Below are 15,961 nucleotides of genomic sequence, written 5' to 3'. Positions count from 1 at the left end.
GTCGGCGCGGTCAATCCATCCACCGGGGAACTGGTCAGCCTGATCGTTTCCCACTGCGACACGGAGGTCTTCCAAGCATTCCTCAACACCATGGCCGAGGAGGTACCGCAACGTCGAGGCAAGCGCGTCCTGCTAGTGCTCGACAACGCCGGATGGCACAAGACCAAGCGGCTGCGCTGGCACCACATCGAACCGATCTATTTACCCTCCTACAGTCCTGACTTCAATCCGATCGAACGACTCTGGCAGCATCTTAAGGGGCACTACCTCGCAGGCTTTCTGACCAAGAGCCGCGAGGCTCTTCGCGAGAAGCTCACCGAGTCCATCCGGGATCTGCTCAAGCGCCCGGATCTCATGCGTTCGGTCTGCCGCACCCACTCCCCATAGCGGAAAGAACTTTTGGCAATCGGTCTAACGATGCTCGCCACCACCGATGACGGGAAGATGGAGATCGTGGAGCGCTTACGAAAGATCTGTCTGCCGGGCATTTCCAGCGGCCCCGTGGTTCCAGCGCTCGAGGGAAGGGGTCGGGAAAGTTCCGAGCGGGTTGTTTTAGTTTCCGCGAAGCAGTTGGGTGAGCACCTGATTGGTGTTTTCGGTATCGGCGGCGAACCGATATCCGGCTCCGCTTCCCTCAGTCGAGGGCGAACGAGTCAGTTTGAGCAGCGAAACTTCAAGCAGCACGGGAACGTTTTTTCCTTTGTAACTCTCTTCGTTGATTCCGGAGGTCAGCACCTTCAATTTGACGGAGCCCACGGATGGCTCACTAACGGTGACACTGCTATCGGACGATTTGGTGATCTTGAAGGTGGCATCGTCTGCCTCAATTTGCCCTTCGATAAATACGAAACGATAGCGTTTCGGATCGTGCCCAAATTGCTCCGCGATTCGGGATCGGAACTCATAGGTTTCCGAGCTATTCAATACTCCGAAGCCCCTCTTGAATCTCTTGGTCTTCGCATTCAGCAAGGTGATGGAGGAGTCCCGCCTTACCGTGCTTGCCGCCGCTGCGATGAACTGGCTGTTATCGACCGCTGAGGCAGGAACGTTGCCTGAAAACGAGATGTCGAAACCAGAGGACAGGGATTGCTTCACCACGGAGGCCTCTATGGGCGATGCTTGCAGACCGTCATCGAGAATTTCCAGTCTCGTCAGCGTTTTCGCACCTCGATCCCAGACATAAAACGAGCCGAAGTCGTGCAGCCCCGTATTGAGGTACTGGCGACCGTCTGTCTTGGCGTATGGAAGGCCCACGGTCATCTTCGGCGTGCAGGTGGAGGAGGTAAGCAGGACGACGGAGAACGCGGAGACGCAGAGCACTAGTGGGAAGGGTTTCATGGCTGATATCGGTTGAGGATTGGGTTGAGGCAATGGATGACGAAGGTGCTTCGGCATGGATAGCCGGGGTTGACGATCGATTCGCATAGGTCCACCAGAATGCCCCGGCCGCAGTCGAGTGGTGGGTGAATGGCTCGGATGAAGGTGCTTTTCGAACTGTATCCATGCCAAAGAGTCTGGAAATGATGGGCTGTCAGGCCAAGGTGGCGGGATGTTTTAAGCCCAGTGCTTGGCAAGTTCTTTCGGTGTGCCGAAATAGACATTTACGTCCATGTCAAAACGTGTTCCTGGTACGTTATAAAGGCATTGGCCTGTTTGTTGGCAATTGATTTCACTGGAGAACTGCCAGAGAAAATAAGTCGTCCAAAGTCCCTTGGGGAAATCGGAGACCTTGCGTTTGAATCGTGCATACCATAGGCGCGTTTGGCTGAAATGAGCATCGCCAGCGAGTGACTGATTGAGGTGGCGAGTGACGTTTTGATTGGCGTAGATCACCGGTAAGAATCCTTTTTGGTCGTAAAAGAATTTCACGAAACGTTTTGCCCCATCGACGTTCATCATGGAGTGATGGCCCGTATCCTCTAGGTCGAGAGCAAACATGGTGTTCTTTTCGCCACTCGTAATGTCGAGGTATTCCCTTGCCTGGGCCAAAGGATCTCCACTCTTACCCAGATGGTAGCTCCCCCAAAGCAATCCGAATTTTTGGGCAGCTGCCCGTCGGTCGGAATATTTTTTGTCTTGTTGAGTGCCAATGGTGGCGCGGTGGATGACTCCTGCCACTCTCGGATCCTTGAGGAGTTGAGACCAGTCAATCCCGTTGCCCTGATATGCGTCGATTACTATGGAGGTTCGGGAGTCTGTCCAAGGTTCGTTGAATGGGTCACCGTCAGGTTCCGAAGGAACCGAAAGGGGAGATGTTGGATCGGTGGGGAGATATCGGTCACCTCCGATGCCAGCCGGGTCGAATCTTGGTTGGAGAGGAATCGTATCGGGAATCACATCGGTTGCTACCTGAGAGGATTCGGGGTCAAGTCGTTTGCCGATAAAGGTGGGAAATGACAGGTTGTCTTCAGTATCGCGGGTCATCGTTAGTGAGGGGATGGATGGTGCGAATTACAGGATGGATAGCTTGATGTCGAATAGGGTGTTTTGCGGAAACGTGCAAGGATATATTGAATTTGTTCGGCGGTGCGTGAATCTTTGTGGGAATAGTTAAGGTGAGATTCGTGGGCTATGGGGACTTCAAGCAACGAAAATATTTGTGGCCGAAAAGGAGGCCCTCCGCGTTGATAAGGGGCGGAGTCCTGCTTGTTTTACCCTGCAAGTGGGGCTCTGGCTGTCGTGAGTTCAGCATGGGCATTCGCCCCGAAGAGTTGGTGGATCTATTGTAGGTTCGAGAAAGCTCTCGATTTCTGGATTGAGGTCATCGGGATTCATGCGAGTGGCCGCAATTGATCGAACCGCAAGGCCAGGGACAGGTCCAACGTCCGGTGCGTGCTGGGGGGAGTGCGAAAGGTGGCTGGACGAGGGAATGAAGGGGTTGCCTGCGGCGGAGCTGGGGGTGTTCCGTTTTTTGATTTCGCCAAGGGGGGCGACCGGCTCAGGGGGATCGTTGAGATCGATGCCCTTCTTTCCCACTGACTCTGAGGCTGGGGAGGATGGTCTCGAATGAGGGCACTGGGTCAGTTTGGCTGCTGCGGTGTTCTTATGAAAGGTTTGGGGAGGATTGGTGACAATGTCGTGCCAGTGCAGGAGTATTCTTGGGTTAGGCAGGTGGCATAAGGTCCGAACTCATGATGGGCGGGCAGGGTGAATGTGCCTGCCATCGGTGGATTCATCAATCAACCCAATCGAATCATGATCAACGGAGATAGACAATGGACGTGGAGTCTGATGGTGCTCGCAGCGGCGGCGGTTTCGGCGCAGGCGGAGTCTTATTCAGATGCGGTAATGGCGGATCAACCTCTGGTTTACCTGCCTCTCGGCGGTGCGACCCCGGAGAGTGTGGCGGTGAATGAAGGCAGCCTCGGTGCCACGCTGAATGGTGTTCACCATGGGGTGGAGTATCGCGATCTCGGGGCTTTGGATGCGAGTGCGAATCCATCGGTTTACTATGCTGGAGGTGCCTACACGTCGATTCCTTACCAAGCGGCATTGAATCCGGCGGCGTCGGAGTCCTTCACGATTGAGGCTTGGTTGCGCCCGGACGAGACGGGCTTGTCGAATGCCCAATCGCCGTTGTTCAACCGCCGGTCGGCGGGGAATCGTCAAGGGTGGGTGTTTTTCCAGCGGGCTCCGGGAGAAGGCTGGAATTTTCGGATGTATGCCGAAAATGGAGGTTCGGTGTCGATCGACATCACGGGAGGGAGTTATACGGTGGGTTGGTGGAGCCACGTGGCGATGGTTTGGGATGGGAGCACTTCCACAGCGAATCTCTATGTCGATGGGGTTCTGGTGGGGAGTCAGACGGGGGCCTATGTTCCCAACAGTGAGGGGCCGTTGAGTGTGGGGGCGTATGGTGCGGATGCACCGGGTGACAACCCGTTCATCGGCGGTGTGGATGAGGTGGCGTTCTATCCATCGGCTCTGAGTTCTCAGCAAATCAACGCGCACATTGACAATGCCTGGACGCTGACGCCTGAGGTTCCCTATGCCGATTTGGTGGCAGAGGATGGAGCGACGCTCTATCTGCGAATGAATGAGTATGCGCCGTGGCGCTCGGTGGCGGAGAATCGAGGATCGCTTGGAGGGGCTGGAAATGGTGTGCATTTCCCGGGAGTGACTCATCAGGTTCCGGGTGCGTTGGCGGGAGATGACAATCCGGCGATGCGGTTCGCGATGATTGATGCTTCCTCGGCAGATGGGGGGTATCCGACGGTGATTCCGGGCGAGTTGGGTTTGAACTCGGAGAGTTTTTCCTGGGAAGGATGGGTGAAGCCTCTGGCTGAGGGGCTGGGCAATGCTCAGTGCCTGGTGAAGAATCACGAACCTAACGGGAATCGTACGGGGTGGGTGATTTGGCAACGGGCATCAAATGAGGGCAGTGACCAAGGAGGGGGCTTTGGCTGGAATCTGCGGTTGTACAACGGAAATGGAAACCAAGCGACGATCAACCTGACCTCCGGTAGCGGAGCGGGTGGTTACACCCTCGGGGAGTGGCAGCACCTGGCCGTGACCTACAGTTCAGCGACCCAGACTGCGGTGATGTATGTCAATGGGGTGGAAGCTGCGAGTCAGGGCGTGTCGGCGGGGGCTTATCTCACGAATCTTCCGGGGCAGTTGTCGGTGGGACTCGCGGGGTTTCCGAATGGCAGTGAGAACGCGTTTGCAGGGGATTTGGATGAGGTGGCCTTTTATGACAAGGTGCTGTCGGCTGGGGAAGTGGCGGATCGTTATGCCAATGGGATGAACGCTTCGCGCGAGGTTTCCTATGAATCGCTGATCGAGGCGAGCGACCCGGTGGTCTATTATCGACTCGATGAGGCGGCGGTGTCGGTGGAGGAGAACTTGGGATCTCTAGGGGAGTCGGCAGACGGTTTCTACGTTCAGGCTCCGGAGGTGATCGCGGGGCCGGATTTGCCGATTTTCGAGGAGGGGGCCGTGGCGAGCCGGTTCGATGGGGAGTCGACCTTTGTCGAGCTGCGCAATCCTGAGGGTTTGAACCTGAGCGGCGAAATCACCCTGGAAGCCTGGATTCGGCCGGATGCGGAGCAGCTGCAATCTTCGGCGACGATTGTGGGTCACGGAGGGAATGACAACTTTGCGAAGGAGGTGTTCCTGAGGATCGAGAACGGCCAGTATGAGGTGGGAGCGACGGGAGGAAAGGCATCGTTTGCGATTCCTACTGAGGATCTCACGGGGGAGGCCTGGGTGCATCTCGCGGGAACTTGGAAGGACGGCGAGTGGACTTTGTATCGGAACGGAGTGGGGGTCGCGACGGGCGAGGACGGGCAGGGCGCGGTGGCGATTGACAATGCGAATTGGTCGGTCGGATCTCGCGGTCGCTGGAAGTATGGCCAGGTGTTCCCTGATGCTGTGGATCCGGGGGCTTTGCGGGTGTTCAGCGGCGGCATTGGATCGGCGGCGATCTTTGATTCGGCCCTTTCTGAGGAGCGAATTCAGGCGCACTTCAGTGGGGCGGCGGGAATGCCTCCGGGTTTGATGCTGTTTCGGAATGACGGCGTGATCACGCTGGAGTGGTCGGGCGGGACGTTGCAGGAATCGGAGGATTTGAAGATCTGGACCGACCGATCGGAGGCGGTTTCTCCCTATTTGCCTGAGGACGGTTCAGGGCACTTCTATCGGCTGCGTTATTGAGCGGAGGGAAGATGGGAAATGAAGAAGCCCGGCCGTGAGGTCGGGCTTCGTTGCGTTATGGGGGGAGAGAGGGTCCCCACGGCGCCCCCATGCTTGCGAAGCCAACCAACGCGATGCGGGGGGATAGGAGCGCCATGGGGCGGGGGAATGGGGTCAGAGGGCCGAGCCGCTGCAGTTGCAGGTCTCGGGTGTCGGGCATGCGAGAGTCGAGGTGGCGCGGTTGCGGCGGGAGACGGCGATGGCCGTGACGGTGAGGGCGAGGGCTCCGGCAGCGGGGGCCGCGGCGAGCCAGGGGATGTGGCGGAGCGGCATGCCATGATCGAGGGCCGCTCCGCCCATCCAGGCCCCGATGGCGTTGCCTAGATTGAAAGCGCCAATGTTGAGGGTGGCGGCGAGGTTGGCTCCTTCTCGGGCGACATCGACGACGCGAGTCTGCGTCATGGTTCCCACGGCGAAGTGGACGAGACCCCAGAGGAAGAGGACGGCGACGGCCGCCCAGGCGATGTGGCTCACGCCGGCAAAGAGCGCGAAGACCGCAATAAGGGCGAGGAAGACGCCCACGAGGGAAGGCATCAGTTTCCAATCACCCAGCCAGGCTCCGACCGCATTTCCGATGACGATGCCGACACCGCAGATCAGCAGGGCCCCGCCGACGTGGTGGGGGGCCACTCCCGAGACATCCCGCAGGAGAGGCGAGACGTAGGTGAAGAGGACAAACATGCTGATCGATGAAAAGACGCTGATGGCCAAAGCAAGCCAGACCTGGGATTCGCGGAGCGCGCCGAGTTCGCGGCGCAAGCTGGGGGCCTGAGTGATTTCCTGGCGGGGCAGCCAGCGGGCGAGTGCGAACATCGCGACGACTCCCGTTCCGGCGACTGCCCAGAAGGTGGTGCGCCATCCGGCGTGTTGACCGAGCATGGTGCCGAGAGGAACCCCGAGGACATTGGAGAGGGTAAGGCCCCCAATCATGAGTCCGATGGCACGGCTTTTTTTGTCTTCTGGAACCAGGGATGCGGCGGTGACGGAGCCGATGCCAAAGAAGGCGGCGTGAGCCAGGGATGTGAGGAGCCGCGCGAAGACGAGGGAGTTGTATTGGGCGGAGAGGGCGCACCAAAGGTTGCCGGCAATGAAGATCGCCATGAGGGCGATGAGGGTGCCTTTGCGAGGAAGCTTGGCGGTGAGCGCGGCGATGGGTGGGCCGCCGAGGGTGACTCCAAGGGCGTAAGCAGAAATGAGGAGTCCGGCTTTGGGGATAGAAACGCGGAGGTCAGCTGCGACTTCTGGAAGCAGACCCATGATCACGAACTCGGTGGTGCCGATGCCAAAGGTGGCGGCGGCGAGTGCCAGGAGTGCGGGATTGGAGAAGAGGCGGGCGGATGAAGCGGAGGTCATGTCGAGATCTCGGACGGGCGGTGGGTGCCGTCGCCCGGGGAACTAGAGGCGACCCCGGGTGAGCCGCCACTTCGGAGCCGGGGACAATTCCCGGTTTGTCGGGTGTTTTTCCCGTGATGACAGAATTCCGCGGATCAGGGGCGGGGGAGTGCGACTTTGAAGAGTCGGAACGGGGGCTGGAGTCGTGATTTCCCGTCAGGCTGATTGCCAGGGAGGCGATGGATTTGGGCGGCGGGAAAGTAGAGGTCGCCATCGGGTCCGATCCGGGAGGCGTCCGGCCAAGCGATGAGTTCGGGATCGGAGACGATCGTTTCGAAGGTCCCATCGGGAGTGCGGCGGGTGATGCCGCTGATTTCGATATCGCTGTAGTAGAGTGAACCATCAGGACCAAAGGTCATGCCGGCATTGAAGCGAGTGGGTCCCTGGTCTTCGATGGCGGCGGCCAGAGTGGCATCGTCGGTGTGGGGGTCGCAGAGGAGGGGCACCGGTATCCGAAGGAGTCGAGGGCCGCCATTGGGCTGAAAGTAGAGAAACCGTCCGTCGGGATCGATGTCCAGGGTGTTGACGTGCATCTGCGGGGTTTTGCCCTGGGCGTTGAGGTAGGGTTTGCCGTTGATGGTGAGGCGATGTTGAGGGTCGGCCTTGAGACGCGGGTCGTCGGAGAGGACGCGGCGGATACGACCGGAATCGAGGTCGACGATCAGCAGGGCTCCGAGTCCTGAATCGGTGAGGATGGCATGGCTGCCGGTGAGGCGGACGTCATTGATGAAGCCTCCCTCGGGCAAAACGTCGGTGGGAAAGGCATAGACGCGGCGGACTTGATTGGTGGTGAGGTCAATTTTGACGAGTTTGGCTTCTCCGGGGAGCGGTTTTGAGCCAAAGCGCCCTGCGGGATCGACGACCCAGAGGTGGTGATGGGGATCGGTCACGACGGCATTGACGCCGATGAAATGGTTGCGGGACGGAGTGTCAGGGGTCGGATCATTCCAGGTGCCACCGGGATAGGGGGTGATGGACCCATCGCGGCCGATTTCGGCGACGTGATCGGATGGGCCCTCTTGGAGGGACGGGAAGGAAACGAAGATGCGGCCTGTGCTGGAGACGGCGACGCCATTCCAGATTTTCTCGGGCGAGCGGGCGACCTCGATGAGTTCGGTGGCGTGGGCCAAGGAGCAGCAGGACAGCGCAAGGGCTGCGAGAGGAAGAATGAACTTCATGGATGGGGAGAGAAGGAAGGCGATGGCGAACGACTCGGCCCGATCGCGGGCAATGCCAGCGGTTTTTTGGGGGAAGGGCAGGTGTTAGGCGCGGCGGCGCAGGGCATCGATGGAAAAGGCATCGAACTTCGCGGTGGCCAGCATGACACTGTAGAAGGCGAGGTAGATCATTTGGATGCCAGCGGCGTTCCAGTTTTGGATCAGGCAGGTGCCGAAAAGGAGCAGGCTCATGAGGAGGGAGCCGGCGATGAGAGTCGGGCGGAGAAAGGTCCCGAGGAGGAGAAGGACGCCCAGGAGGGCTTCGGCAATGGCGATGCCGTAGGCGGCGATGGTGACGGAAGCAGAGGGGAGGAAGGTGGCAGCGAATTGCTCGCGAAGGCCTGCGGCGAAGCTTTGCAGGTGTGGCAGCCGGGTCAGGCCGTGGAGAGCGATGTTGATGCCGAGGCCGAGACGGGCGAGGGCGTAGGCGAGGGAGGCATCGTTGTCAGGAAGCTTCATGGTGATGAAGCGACACTCTGCCGAGGAGCGGAGGAAGCTCTAGGGCGGGCTCGGGTGTTTATCCCAGAAAGTTGGGACTTTTTCCGGCGCATTAGGCATCGGGGGGGCGCATGCCATCGCGTACGGAACTGCGGAAGTTTCCGGGAGAGCTGCCGGTTTGTTTGCGGAAAAAGCGGCTGAAGTACGAGGGATCCTGGAAATTGAGGTCGTAGGCGATCTCGGCCATGGTGAGGTCGGTGTGGGCGAGGAGGCGCTGGGATTCGAGCAGCAGGCGTTGACGGATCAGTTCACCGGCAGAATAGCCGGTGTGTTTTTTGGTGAGCTCGCTGAGGCGGTCGCCAGAAAGCCCGAGGCGGGCGCCGTAGTCGGAGACTTTCTGAACTTCACGAAAGCGGGACTCGAGCATGAGTCGGAAGTTTCTGACGAGGGTGGAGGGTGCCTCGGGGGGAGTGCCGGGGTGGCGATCACCGAAGATGCGAGCGGCACGGACGAAGAGGGTTCGAAGCATCCAGCGGATGACATTTTCGTGGTCGGGGGCACGCTGTTCGAACTCGTTCATGAGTTCTTCGAGGATTCCGTGGAATCCCGGAACGGACGCATCGGGAATGGTGAGGAGTGGGGAGCCGTCTTCGGGGTACCAAAAGGGGAATTCGAGGAGTTCACTGGGGGGCTGGCAGCGCCCATCGAAGAACTCCTGGGTGAAGGCGACCATGATGCCTCGGAGCTGGGTGTAATCGGTCCACGCGTGGACTTGTCCGGGAGTGACGAAGATGATGGTGGGGCCGGCGATCGGATGCTCGCGAAAATCGTTGAGGTGGAGCCCAGTGCCATCGAGGAAGAAGACTTCAAAGTATTCGTGGCGATGAAGGCTGGCACGGTTGGTAAGCCGCCGCATGCCTTCCTCGAACCGCGCGAGGTGGATGCCCGTAGCGGCGGCAGGGGAATCGTAGTCTTCGATGGGATAAACGGGAACCGGACGGTGGTTCATGCGGGCATGGTGGCTCAGTCGGGACTGGGGATTTCAGCAAGAAGAGTGCCGACGAGGGTGCGGGCATCGCTGCCGGAGAGGCGGGCTTCCGGTTCAATGACGAGCCGGTGGGCGATGACATCGGGCGCGAGGTCGCGGACGGTTTCCGGGATGATGTAGTCGCGGCCCTCGAAAATCGAGACGGCTTGTGCCATGCGCATGAGTGCGAGCGAGGCGCGTGGGCTGGCGGCGAGCTGGACTTCCTCGCGTTCGCGGGTGGCAGAGACGAGGGCGACGATGTAGGATTGGATGGCATCGCTGACGCGGACGCGGCGCACGGAATCGACCAGTGACAGGAGGTTTTCGCGGGAGATGGCCGGCTCGAGGTGGTTGACGGGGTGGTGTTCCACTTGGCCTTGGAGGATGGCGATTTCCTGTTCGTGGGAGACGTAGCCGAGGCGGGTCCGAATCATGAAACGGTCCATTTGGGCTTCTGGGAGCGGGTAGGTGCCGCGGAATTCGACGGGGTTTTGGGTGGCGATGACGAAGAAGATTCCGTCGAGAGTACGGCGTTCACCGTCGGTGGTGACTTGGCGTTCCGCCATGGCTTCCAGGAGGGCGGACTGGGTGCGCGGGGAAGCGCGGTTGATTTCGTCGGCGAGGAGAATGTCGGTGAAGATTGGACCGGGGCGAAAGCGGAATTCCTGGGTGCGCGGGTCGAGGATGGAGACGCCGAGGATATCGGTGGGGAGGAGGTCCGGGGTGAATTGGACGCGCTTGAAGGTGGTGCCTGAGATGGAGCGCGCGATGGCTTTGGCGAGGGTGGTTTTGCCGGTGCCGGGAACGTCTTCGACGAGGGCGTGTCCGCCGGCGGCGAAGCATGCGAGGATGCGACGGACCGTATCGTTTTGGCCGATGACGACCTGGTGGACGGAGCTTTCGAGCTGGAGGGCGGTTTCCTGGGCAGGGTGGGGCATGAGTGGGAATCAGGGCTGGGCGCGATCGGTCCGGGCCAGTTCTTCATGGTGGTGAAGAAGGGGCTCGAGGTCCCCGGAGGGAGTGTTGGGGAAGGCTTTGGAGAGGCGTTTGCGGGCCAGGTCGTTGAGCAGCTGGCGGGCGCGAGTGTCCTCGGAGTAAAGGATGGCTTCGGGCAGCACCCGTGGGCCCTCGGGGCCGGGCACGATGGGATGGAGGAGGTAGGTGGCGGGCTGGTCCGGGCTGGCGGGCTGGTGGCGCACGGTGGCCGCGGTCCACGGTCCTGCCTGATGGACTTCGAGCAAGGTGAGTTCGCAATGGCTGGCGAATTCGGTGCCGAGGTAGTCGAGCAAGGATCGGGTTGAAGCCGTTCCTGCGGGAGCGGTGGCGTACTGCAGGGCCGCGGGAAGGTCACGATGTCCGAGAGCTTCCACCCAGGCTTGGGCGACGGTGCGGGCTTCGGAAAGCTCCACGGGGCCGGCCTGTGCGGCAGGAGGGAGCTGGGCGAGACCGAGGACTTTGAGCCAATCCTCCGGGGAGTTTTGCGAGCGCTCCTTGACCCAGTCGTGCAGGGGGTTTTCGGCGGGGTCGAGAGGGGGCGCGGGATCGATCAACCAGCCATCGGAGGTGTGCCGGAGGTGGTAGGCGGAGAGGTTGCGCGATTCCAAATCGGGATGATCAAGGTCGACTTCGGCCACCAAGGCCGCGGCGCGATCCCCGATTTCGTGGATTTCGAGGAGGATAGGATGGCGGTGCAGAGTGACGCCCCGAGTGAACGGGCGAAAGAGACCTGCTAGGGTGTCGGCATCCAGGTTCTCAGGAAGCGAGAATTGTTGGAGGTAGGGGGTCGGCTGGGTTTCGGCGATGGCGGCGAAGGTTCGCTGCATCAGTTCGGCAGGAGTGGCTGTGGGTTGGGACGAGAGGTCCTGACGGAGGGCGCGGAGAAAGCGCGCGTGGTTATCGGGGGTGGGGATGGCGCGGCGGGGGAAGACGATCTCCGGGGAGGCATCGAGGTGCCAGCGTCCGGATGCGCCCTGGGAAAGATCGAAGGTGTAAATGTGGAGCGCTTCAGAGCCGCGGCGGGTTTTTAGGCAGTCGAACTCGGCGAAGGTGAGGATGGCGTGCTGGTCCTGAGTTTCCTGCTCGATGGGAATGAAAATCTGGGGGGCGACGGGAGCGCCCTCGGGGAGTCGATCGAGGTGTTCGCCAAGGAAAGAAAGGGTGGCTTCGAAATTCGGCGGAAGGGGATCTTCGAGTCCCCCGAGGCAGGCGAGGAGGGTCGGCAAGTCATGGGTGGCGATGGCATCGCGGAAGGCCACGACGAGTGAGACCGGATCGGGGGTTTGTTGGGCGATCTCGCTGGAGAGAATCTCCTGGTGCAGTCGTTGATCGAGCGCAGCGCGCAGGGTCGCGGTGCGCGGCAGGATTTCGGATTTCATCCAAGCACCCAGTTGCTTCATGGGCTGGGCAAGATCGGGCAAGTAGTCGATGCCAAGATTGGCAAAGGAGGCGGGCACGGGAGCGGGTCGCCACTCGCCCTCTTGTTGGATGAGTCCGATGGCGTGAACGCGAGCGGCAGGGGTGTTGAGCCCGAAGGTGCTGGCGACCAGAACTGCCGCGAGGCGAGAGTCGGTGCGGGACTCGAGGATCTCCAATTCAGCGCCCTCAAGATGGGAAGCGAGGTCGAGCAGTTGGCCTTCGATTTCCGCCCTGCGGTCCCGGGTGGTGCCGGGGAACAGGGCGGTCAATTCGGCGGCGTCGATGGCTGGTTTGGAGCCTTCCTCCTGAAGTTTCTGGAGGAAGGCGAGGGCGCTCTCCGCAGGGCCTCGCGTCCCGGCCGCTAGGGCGGCGGGTAGAGTGAGGAGCAGGAAGAGCAGGGCACGCGTCACAGGCTTTGATGGAACCTGTCTTCCGCGCTGAGGCCGAGAACAAATGAAGCCAGCAGGTCGATGATGCGTTCGATGTCATCGAGGTGGGCGGTTTCCACGACGGAGTGCATGCAGCGCAGGGGAAGGGAAACGAGGGCGCTGGGGATACCGCCGCGTTGGTAGAAGATTTTGTCGGTATCGGTGCCGGTGTAGCGGCTGCTGGCTTCGTGCTGGACGGGGATGTCCCGGTGGGCAGCGGTGGCGATGAGTCGATCGACCACCAGGGGATGGTTGGCGGTGCCGTGGCTGAGGGCGGGGCCGCCACCGAGTTTGACGAGGCCGAAGCGTTTGGGGTCGATACCGGGGGTGTCGGTGGCGTGGGTAACATCGAGGCACACACAGACGTCGGGTTTGAGCGCATAGGTGGCCATGATGGCGCCGTGGCCACCGATTTCCTCCTGCACGGTGTTCAGGCAGATGAGGGTGAAAGCGGGCTTGGTGCCTGACTCGGCGATGCGCTTGAGGGCCTGAGCGATGATGTAGCCGCCGATGCGGTTATCGAGGGCACGGGAGATGATGCGTTGGTTGGCCAGCTCGGCGGGTCCGTCGGTATAGACGGCCCAATGGCCGACGCGGAGGCCCATCTCGGCGACTTCGGCAGCGGAGGATGCGCCCACATCGACCCACAGGTCATAGATTTGAGGGGCTTTTTCTTTGCCCAGTTCATCGCGGCGGAGGTGAACGGCAGTGTTGCCGATGATTCCGGGGACTTCGCCTTTGTCGCCGAAGAAGCGCAGGCGACGGCCCTGAGCAGCGGCGAAATCGGAGCCTCCGACGCGTTCCAGGCGCAGGAATCCATCGTCCTGAATGTGCCGGATCATCCAGCCGATTTCGTCGGCGTGTGCGGTGAGCACAACGGTTTGGTCACTGGTTCCCTGGAGGGTCGCCCAAGTGGAGCCATAGGCATCGCATTCCACGGAGTCGGCGTGCTGGCCGATGTGCTTGGCCCAGACCCGCTGGCCGGGCATTTCACGCCCGGTGGGGCTGGGGGTTTCGAGGAGTTCGTGGAGGAATTCGCGATCCGAGGATGTCATGGGGCGCATTCAAGCACGATGCTTTCCAAGGGCAACGGGGAATGGGGCGGGAACGACTTCTTCGAAAAATGGGGGGAGATCCCCGTAGCGCTGGGGAATCAACGCGAGGGATTGGCAGGGAAGGAGTCTCCATCGGACTCCAACAATTTGTCGATGTCCTCGATGAGTTTCCATGGGCAACGTTTGCGCTGGTACTTGCGCCACAGAATCTCGCGCAGTTCTTCCCAGAGCTCGCGCGGGACGGGATCGATATCTTCCCAGTCGGGATCGGATTTGAGGGTGGTCTTGAAGGTCCATTGGCCGGCGTGACGGGAGGCGCGCCAGAAACGGAGGCCTTCGTCGGTGCGTTCGCGCCACTCGTGGGATTCCATGCGCGGGAGCATCGGTCGGGTCGGGCCGGCAGATCAAGCGCGCTTCCCCGGCAAGTTATCACTTGGCAGGAGGCGGGGGCGGCTTAGCGTCCGTTCCCGTGTCCCGGTATGCGCAGAGTGATGTGGTCAAGATTGTCATCTATGTGGTGGCGACGCTTCTTCTTGGGGCGGCCTTGGCGCCCTTTATCTATAACGGTGGCATGGGGATTGCCGAGGTGACTTATGGCAAGGACACCAATGGTTTGGTGGAGTGGCTGGGAGCTGCGGCGCGCCGTTCAAAGGACAATTTCCCGCGGTTTTTTGACCGTTCGGTGCTGTTTTCGGCCCTGGTTTTATTGGGCCCGCTGATTGCTTGGCTGCGCCTTGGGCGGGGCAAGCCGCCCGCTGGTGGGTGGCAAACGTCGGTGCCGGAAGAGGCCGCGGGGATGCCTGGGCAGCGGCTTGAGAAGAACCGTCGAGGCCCCTTGGATTTTCTGGTAGGGTTCCTGATCGCGGCGGGTCTGTTGCTGATTTCAGGGTGGGTGCTGGCGAAGGCGGGGTTCTTCGTTTGGCGGGACGCGGAGGTGTCGGCGCGTGGAGTGCCCAATTTGGTGGTCTCAGACATTGCCTGGAGCAGCATCCTGCGCCGGTCGCTGATCACGGCCTGCATGGTGGCGGTGATTGAGGAATGGCTCTTTCGAGGGATGTTGTTGGGGATTTTTCTGCGCGCGATGCGGCCGGCGTGGGCGATCGTGGGATTGTCGCTGCTGTTTGCCGCGGTGCATTTCCTGGACCCTCCCTCCGGGGCCAAGGTGCCGGATCCAGAGGCATATGATGCTGGCTTCGTGTTGTTGCGGCAAATTCTGCATCATTTTGTGGAGCCTCAGGCATTGATCGGGCGGTTTTTGACGATCTTTGCGGTGGGAGTGGTGTTGGCGGTGGCGCGGTGGCGGACGGCATCGCTGTGGATGCCCGTGGGGCTGCACGCCGGATGGATTTTTGCGTATCAGCTGTACAAAGGGGCGACGTGGCCGGTGCTGAAGATGCCGGAATGGGCCCGGATGCTGGTGGGGACGACTTTGGTAGAAGGGTTGGTGCCTCTGGGATTGGCGGTGGTGACGGCCTTGTTGGTGGTGGCGTGGACGCCCCGGAAGCCGGAGGGGCCAGGCCATGGTTGAGCGCCCGGGCTTGTGGCGGCGCGGTTGGGAGTGGGCGTTGGATTGGATTTACCCGGGCGTCTGCGCTGGGTGTGGCGAGACGGTGGCGGGAGGCAGGGGCCTTTGCGCGGGATGTGAAGCGGCGATGCCGAGTATTGAGGCGCCGTTTTGTGGGATGTGTTCGGAGCCTTTTGAGGGTCGGATCGACGGGGCTTTCGCCTGCCCGAATTGTCGGGGCCAACGATTTTCGTTTGAGTTCGCTCGATCGGGGGTGAGGCGGTCGCCAGAGGCCATGGCATGGATTCACCAGTTCAAATACAATCGGAGGATCGATTTGGGGCGCGATTTGGCGCGGTTGGCGGCGCGGGCATTTGTGGATCGGCGGCTTGAGCGGGTGCGGGAGGAAGGCTGGCCATTGGTGCCGGTCCCGTTGCATTGGCGGAGGAAGGGGTGGCGTCGATTCAATCAGGCGAAGGAGATCGCATTGCCGCTGGGAAAGGAATTGGGCTTACCGGTGAAGGACGTACTGCGGCGGGTGCGTGCCACGCGCACGCAGACGCGCCTGAGTCGCAAAGAACGACAACAGAATTTGCGGGGGGCATTTCGAATCAGGGGTGCCATTGATGGGTGGCCCGGTGCGGTGCTGGTGGATGATGTTTTGACCACGGGATCCACCGTGGATGAGTGCGCGCGGATGTTGGTTTCTGCAGGTGTTCAAAACGTGGTTGTCGTCACCGTCATGCGTGGCTAGCGTGGGCGTCGCGCTCCGCGAGGGTTCGCGCAACATT

The 15,961-nt window shown here is 60.9% G+C and carries 14 protein-coding genes and 1 pseudogene; 5 read left to right on the top strand and 10 right to left on the bottom strand.

The features are described from left to right. The coding region (locus HNR46_RS01960; RefSeq protein ID WP_184015279.1) for an IS630 family transposase at nt 1–387 on the top strand (387 nt) is incomplete at its 5' end. 165 nt (nt 388–552) lie between these two features. Here the strand turns inward: HNR46_RS01960 and HNR46_RS01955 are convergent. Further along, complete coding sequence (locus HNR46_RS01955) at nt 553–1,338, bottom strand: hypothetical protein (protein WP_184015277.1); 786 nt, start codon at nt 1,336–1,338, stop codon at nt 553–555. A 216-nt stretch (nt 1,339–1,554) separates the two neighbouring features. Continuing rightward, the gene (locus tag HNR46_RS01950; protein WP_184015275.1) at nt 1,555–2,424 is read right to left on the bottom strand and encodes a glycoside hydrolase family 25 protein; all 870 of its coding nucleotides are present in this window, start codon (nt 2,422–2,424) and stop codon (nt 1,555–1,557) included. 771 nt (nt 2,425–3,195) lie between these two features. Here HNR46_RS01950 and HNR46_RS01945 point away from each other — a divergent pair. Beyond that, on the top strand, nt 3,196–5,655 hold the full coding sequence (locus HNR46_RS01945) for a LamG domain-containing protein (RefSeq protein WP_184015273.1): 2,460 nt from the start codon (nt 3,196–3,198) through the stop codon (nt 5,653–5,655). Between the two features lie 153 nt (nt 5,656–5,808). Here the strand turns inward: HNR46_RS01945 and HNR46_RS01940 are convergent, their stop codons facing one another. From HNR46_RS01940 to HNR46_RS01905, 8 genes are all read right to left on the bottom strand, one after another. Beyond that, entirely contained in the window at nt 5,809–7,047 is a 1,239-nt protein-coding gene (locus HNR46_RS01940; RefSeq protein WP_184015271.1) for an MFS transporter, read from the bottom strand. A gap of 134 nt (nt 7,048–7,181) precedes the next feature. Next, entirely contained in the window at nt 7,182–8,264 is a 1,083-nt protein-coding gene (locus HNR46_RS01935) for an L-dopachrome tautomerase-related protein (RefSeq protein WP_184015269.1), read from the bottom strand. An 84-nt stretch (nt 8,265–8,348) separates the two neighbouring features. After that, the gene (locus HNR46_RS01930) at nt 8,349–8,762 is read right to left on the bottom strand and encodes a DoxX family membrane protein (RefSeq protein ID WP_184015267.1); all 414 of its coding nucleotides are present in this window, start codon (nt 8,760–8,762) and stop codon (nt 8,349–8,351) included. Between the two features lie 91 nt (nt 8,763–8,853). Continuing rightward, nucleotides 8,854–9,750, bottom strand: coding sequence for a helix-turn-helix domain-containing protein (locus tag HNR46_RS01925; protein WP_184015265.1), 897 nt, complete (start codon nt 9,748–9,750; stop codon nt 8,854–8,856). Between the two features lie 14 nt (nt 9,751–9,764). Next, nucleotides 9,765–10,706, bottom strand: a complete 942-nt coding sequence (locus tag HNR46_RS01920) for an AAA family ATPase (RefSeq protein ID WP_184015263.1) — start codon at nt 10,704–10,706, stop codon at nt 9,765–9,767. Between the two features lie 9 nt (nt 10,707–10,715). Then, entirely contained in the window at nt 10,716–12,593 is a 1,878-nt protein-coding gene (locus tag HNR46_RS01915; RefSeq protein ID WP_184015261.1) for a hypothetical protein, read from the bottom strand. Then, nucleotides 12,590–13,666 (bottom strand): M42 family metallopeptidase, encoded by a 1,077-nt coding sequence (locus tag HNR46_RS01910; protein WP_184015259.1) that lies wholly within the window; start codon nt 13,664–13,666, stop codon nt 12,590–12,592. Before HNR46_RS01910 ends, HNR46_RS01915 begins: the two co-directional genes overlap by 4 nt. Before the next feature lie 98 nt (nt 13,667–13,764). Continuing rightward, complete coding sequence (locus HNR46_RS01905) at nt 13,765–14,037, bottom strand: hypothetical protein (RefSeq protein ID WP_184015257.1); 273 nt, start codon at nt 14,035–14,037, stop codon at nt 13,765–13,767. 98 nt (nt 14,038–14,135) lie between these two features. Between HNR46_RS01905 and HNR46_RS21140 the strand changes: the two genes are divergently transcribed. The 3 genes and pseudogenes from HNR46_RS21140 (at nt 14,136) to HNR46_RS20795 (ending at nt 15,924) form a co-directional block, all read left to right on the top strand. Further along, nucleotides 14,136–15,194 carry a CPBP family glutamic-type intramembrane protease gene (locus HNR46_RS21140; RefSeq protein ID WP_184015255.1) on the top strand — a complete coding sequence of 353 codons (1,059 nt, stop codon included), beginning with the start codon at nt 14,136–14,138 and terminating at the stop codon, nt 15,192–15,194. After that, nucleotides 15,187–15,393 (top strand): annotated as a pseudogene (locus HNR46_RS21480) (double zinc ribbon domain-containing protein); the annotation flags it as partial. The gene HNR46_RS21140 and the pseudogene HNR46_RS21480, both read left to right, overlap by 8 nt. A gap of 72 nt (nt 15,394–15,465) precedes the next feature. Continuing rightward, nucleotides 15,466–15,924, top strand: a complete 459-nt coding sequence (locus tag HNR46_RS20795; RefSeq protein WP_184015253.1) for a ComF family protein — start codon at nt 15,466–15,468, stop codon at nt 15,922–15,924. Nucleotides 15,925–15,961 lie beyond the last annotated feature (37 nt).

The sequence above is a fragment of the Haloferula luteola genome (genome assembly GCF_014201715.1).
Lineage (GTDB): Bacteria > Verrucomicrobiota > Verrucomicrobiia > Verrucomicrobiales > Akkermansiaceae > Haloferula > Haloferula luteola.
The sequence above is the reverse complement of the archived record's forward strand: the minus strand, read 5'-3'. Positions and strand labels throughout refer to the sequence as shown.

What these genes read in the sequence shown, in the direction of transcription:
- HNR46_RS01910 (WP_184015259.1), bottom strand. Translation starts at nt 13,666, where the DNA reads ATGACATCCTCGGATCGCGAATTCCTCCACGAACTCCTCGAAACCCCC.
- HNR46_RS01925 (WP_184015265.1), bottom strand. Translation starts at nt 9,750, where the DNA reads ATGAACCACCGTCCGGTTCCCGTTTATCCCATCGAAGACTACGATTCC.
- HNR46_RS20795 (WP_184015253.1), top strand. Translation starts at nt 15,466, where the DNA reads ATGGCATGGATTCACCAGTTCAAATACAATCGGAGGATCGATTTGGGG.
- HNR46_RS01935 (WP_184015269.1), bottom strand. Translation starts at nt 8,264, where the DNA reads ATGAAGTTCATTCTTCCTCTCGCAGCCCTTGCGCTGTCCTGCTGCTCC.
- HNR46_RS01940 (WP_184015271.1), bottom strand. Translation starts at nt 7,047, where the DNA reads ATGACCTCCGCTTCATCCGCCCGCCTCTTCTCCAATCCCGCACTCCTG.
- HNR46_RS01920 (WP_184015263.1), bottom strand. Translation starts at nt 10,706, where the DNA reads ATGCCCCACCCTGCCCAGGAAACCGCCCTCCAGCTCGAAAGCTCCGTC.
- HNR46_RS01945 (WP_184015273.1), top strand. Translation starts at nt 3,196, where the DNA reads ATGATCAACGGAGATAGACAATGGACGTGGAGTCTGATGGTGCTCGCA.
- HNR46_RS01905 (WP_184015257.1), bottom strand. Translation starts at nt 14,037, where the DNA reads ATGGAATCCCACGAGTGGCGCGAACGCACCGACGAAGGCCTCCGTTTC.
- HNR46_RS01955 (WP_184015277.1), bottom strand. Translation starts at nt 1,338, where the DNA reads ATGAAACCCTTCCCACTAGTGCTCTGCGTCTCCGCGTTCTCCGTCGTC.
- HNR46_RS01930 (WP_184015267.1), bottom strand. Translation starts at nt 8,762, where the DNA reads ATGAAGCTTCCTGACAACGATGCCTCCCTCGCCTACGCCCTCGCCCGT.
- HNR46_RS01950 (WP_184015275.1), bottom strand. Translation starts at nt 2,424, where the DNA reads ATGACCCGCGATACTGAAGACAACCTGTCATTTCCCACCTTTATCGGC.